This is a genomic window from Kineococcus gurbantunggutensis, assembly GCF_050871925.1.
In the GTDB taxonomy this organism is placed as follows: Bacteria; Actinomycetota; Actinomycetes; order Actinomycetales; family Kineococcaceae; genus Kineococcus.
This window is the reverse complement of the sequence record NZ_JBJLSG010000277.1, coordinates 1-3,293: the sequence shown is the minus strand read 5'-3', so window position 1 is coordinate 3,293 and position 3,293 is coordinate 1. Positions and strand designations below refer to the sequence as shown.

The window sequence follows — 3,293 nt, the reverse complement described above, 5'->3', positions numbered from 1 at the left end:
GGCCGCCGCAGCGGCCGCACCCGTCGCGGGGCGGGCGAGGTCCTCGCCGCTCACTGCTGCGCCCCGGTGCCGGCGGTGCGCTCACCGGCCGGTGCGGTGCCGAGGGTGACCTGCACCGCCGAGACGGTGTCCTCCTCGACGTCCACGCCGGTGGCCACCGGCGCGAAGCCGGAGGCGGTCAGCGTGTAGTGCCCGCCGGCCAGGTCCTCGAAGCCGTAGCCGCCGTCGGCGTCAGTGACGACCGAGCCGACGACCTGGCCGTCGCCGTCGACGAGGGTGACCGTGGCCTCGCGCACGCGCCGGCCGTCGCTGGCGGCCACCACGGTGCCGGTCAGGCGCCCGCCGCCGGCGAGCAGCAGGTCGCAGGCCAGCGCCCCGGCGTCGGGGACGTCGACGCTGCGGGCCAGCGGCCGGTGCGCCTCGCTCTGGGCGGTGAGCACGAAGGCGCCGCCCACGAGGTTGCTGAAGGAGTACCCGCCGTCGGCGCCGGATCGGGTGGAGCCGACGACCTGGCCGGTGACGTCGGTGAGGGTGACGAGCGCGCCGGCGACGCCGCGGTGGTGGTCGGAGCTGGCCTCGTGGGCCAGCACCCGCCCGGTGATCGCCGAGCGGCCGGACAGGACCACGTCGCGCTGCACGGAGCCGGTGCCCACCCCCACCAGCGTCGCGGACGGCGCCACGTGGGGGGCTGCCACGATGAGCAGGTAGGTCCCGCCGGTGGGCAGCGCGATGCGGTAGGCGCCCTGCTCGTCGCTGGACGTGCGCGCCACCTGCTGGCCGCTCTGGTCGGCCAGGGTCACCACGGCGCCGGGCAGGGGCCGGGAGTCGGCGTGGCGCACGGTGCCGGAGACGGACAGACCGGTGTCGGTGCGGGCGTCCCGGAGGACCGCGCCGTCAGCGGTGCCGTTGGCGGTGCCGTTGGCGGTGCCGTTGGCGGTGCCGTTGGCGGTGCCGTCGACCGCGCCGCTGGTCGTGGGGGCGGGAGCGGTGGCCACGGGCGGCTGCACCGCGGCGCTGCCGGTGGCGGTGGCGCCCTCCGGGGCCATCGTCGCGGCGGCCTCGTCGCTGCGCAGCGCGCGCTCCTTGAAGAAGAAGCTGACCACGAGCGCCACGAGGGCGAAGGGCGCGGCGATGAGGAAGACGTCGGCGATGCCGGAGCCGTAGGCGGACTGCACGACGGTGCGCACCGGCTCGGGGATGGTCGACAGGTTCGGCACGCCGCCGGACTCGCCGAGGGAGGCGGTGGCCGCCGCGGGCAGGTCCAGCGCGGCGATGCCGTCGCGGATGTGGTCGGTGACGCGGTGCCCCAGCACGGCGCCGAGGGCGGAGACGCCGATCGCGCCGCCCAGGCTGCGGGAGAAGGCCACGAAGGAGCTGGCGGAGCCGAGGTCCTGCGGTGCGGCGACGTTCTGCACGGCGAGCACGAGGTTCTGCATCATCATGCCGACGCCCAGGCCGACCAGGGCCATGAAGGGCGCCACGACCCAGTAGTTCGTGTCGTACTCGACGGTGCCCATGAGGGCCAGGCCCGCGGTCAGCAGGACGCCGCCGGCGATCAGCCAGCCCTTCCACTTGCCGGTGCGGGTGATGAACTGCCCGGCGATCGTGGAGGAGAGGAACAGCCCGAGGATCATCGGGATGGTCGACAGGCCCGAGTGGGTCGGCGACTGCCCGCGGCCGAGCTGGAAGTACTGGCTCAGGAAGATCGTCGCGCCGAACATCGCCACGCCGACGAAGAGGCTGGCCAGCGCGGACAGCACGATCGTGGGGTTGCGGAAGAACTTCAGCGGGATGATCGGGTCCTTGGCGCGGGACTCGGCCACGACGGCCAGGGCGAGCAGCGCGAGGCCGCCGGCGACGAGGCCGGCCGTCCACCACGAGGCCCACTCGAACTCGGTGCCGGCCAGCGAGACCCAGATGAGCAGCGCGGAGACGCCGCCCGCCAGCAGCAGGGCGCCGAGGTAGTCGATGTGCACCTCGTGCCGGGGCTGCTCGGGCAGCTTCAGGCGGAACTGCAGCACGAAGAAGGCGAGGACCGCGAAGGGCACGCCGACGTAGAAGCACCAGTGCCAGGACAGGTGCTCGGTGAGCACGCCGCCGATGAGCGGGCCGCCGACGGTGGCCACGGCGAAGGTGGCGCCCAGGTACCCGGAGTACCGGCCGCGCTCGCGGGGGCTGACCATCGTGGCGAGGATGACCTGGGCCAGCGCCATCAGCCCGCCGCCGCCGATGCCCTGCGCGACGCGCAGCGCGATGAGCATGCCCATGCTCGTGGACAGGCCCGCCACGGCGGAGGCGACGACGAAGATCACCAGGGCGATCTGGACGAGCAGCTTCTTGGAGAAGGTGTCGGCCAGCTTGCCCCAGATGGGGGTGGAGATCGTGGTGGCCAGCAGCGCGGCGGTGACGACCCAGGTGTAGCTGGACTCGGTGCCGTCCAGGTCCGCCACGATCGTGGGCAGGGCATTCGAGACGACCGTGGAGGACAGGATCGCGACGAACATGCCGAGCAGCAGCCCGGAGAGCGCCTCGAGGATCTGCGAGTGGGTCATCTTCACGGGGGCCGCCGCGGTCGGCGGCGCGGTGGTGGTGCTCATGCGTTCCTCTGCAAGGTCTTCTCCTGTGCGGTCGTGGCGGCCAGCTTCTGCAGCAACCGCGTGAGGTCACCGATCTCAGCGTCGTCCCAGTCGGCCAGGTGCGCCACGAGGGCGCCGACCACGCGGTCGCGCTGCGCCCGCAGCTCGTCCTCGCCGGCGCCGGTGACGGTGAGCCGCTGGGAGCGGCCGTCGTCGGGGTCGGGGGAGGCGTCGAGCAGGCCCCTGGTGCGCAGGTGCGCCACGTGGCGGCTGACGGTGGACAGGTCCAGGCCGAGGTTCTCGGCGACCTCGGTCATGCGCAGGCTGCCGTGCTCGTGCACGACGGCCAGCGCGGCGGTGCTGGGCAGGGACGCTGCGCCCGAGAGGCGCCGGCGGGCCCGCAGCAGGTGCGGGAAGACGGCGACGAGCTCGGCGCACGCGGTGGCGGTGGCCATGGCGACCTCGAGTCAGCAATTGGTGTGTGCAAGCAACGATACGACGGGTGGTTGCAGCACGCAAGTCCCTGTGCGCGGGGCGGGGCGCGCGACGGCCCCCGGACGCACGACGGCCCCCGGACGCACGACGGCCCCGGGACGGCGGACCGTACCGGGGCCGGGGGTGCGCGGGGGGGGGGGGGCGGGGGGGGGGGGGGGGGGGGGGGGGGGGGGGGGGGTGTTTTTTGGCGCAGACCAACAGCCCCCTACTGCGCCTTATATC

2 protein-coding genes are annotated in these 3,293 nt (G+C 74.2%); both read right to left on the bottom strand.

The genetic code is table 11. The features are described from left to right. Positions 1-50: 50 nt before the first annotated feature. The gene (locus tag ACRYR7_RS24900) at positions 51-2,597 is read right to left on the bottom strand and encodes an MFS transporter (RefSeq protein ID WP_432575036.1); all 2,547 of its coding nucleotides are present in this window, start codon (positions 2,595-2,597) and stop codon (positions 51-53) included. Then, positions 2,594-3,031 carry a MarR family winged helix-turn-helix transcriptional regulator gene (locus ACRYR7_RS24895; protein ID WP_432575034.1) on the bottom strand — a complete coding sequence of 146 codons (438 nt, stop codon included), beginning with the start codon at positions 3,029-3,031 and terminating at the stop codon, positions 2,594-2,596. The genes ACRYR7_RS24900 and ACRYR7_RS24895 overlap by 4 nt, the downstream gene beginning before the upstream one ends. Positions 3,032-3,293 lie beyond the last annotated feature (262 nt).

What these genes read in the sequence shown, in the direction of transcription:
- ACRYR7_RS24895 (WP_432575034.1), bottom strand. Translation starts at nt 3,031, where the DNA reads ATGGCCACCGCCACCGCGTGCGCCGAGCTCGTCGCCGTCTTCCCGCAC.
- ACRYR7_RS24900 (WP_432575036.1), bottom strand. Translation starts at nt 2,597, where the DNA reads ATGAGCACCACCACCGCGCCGCCGACCGCGGCGGCCCCCGTGAAGATG.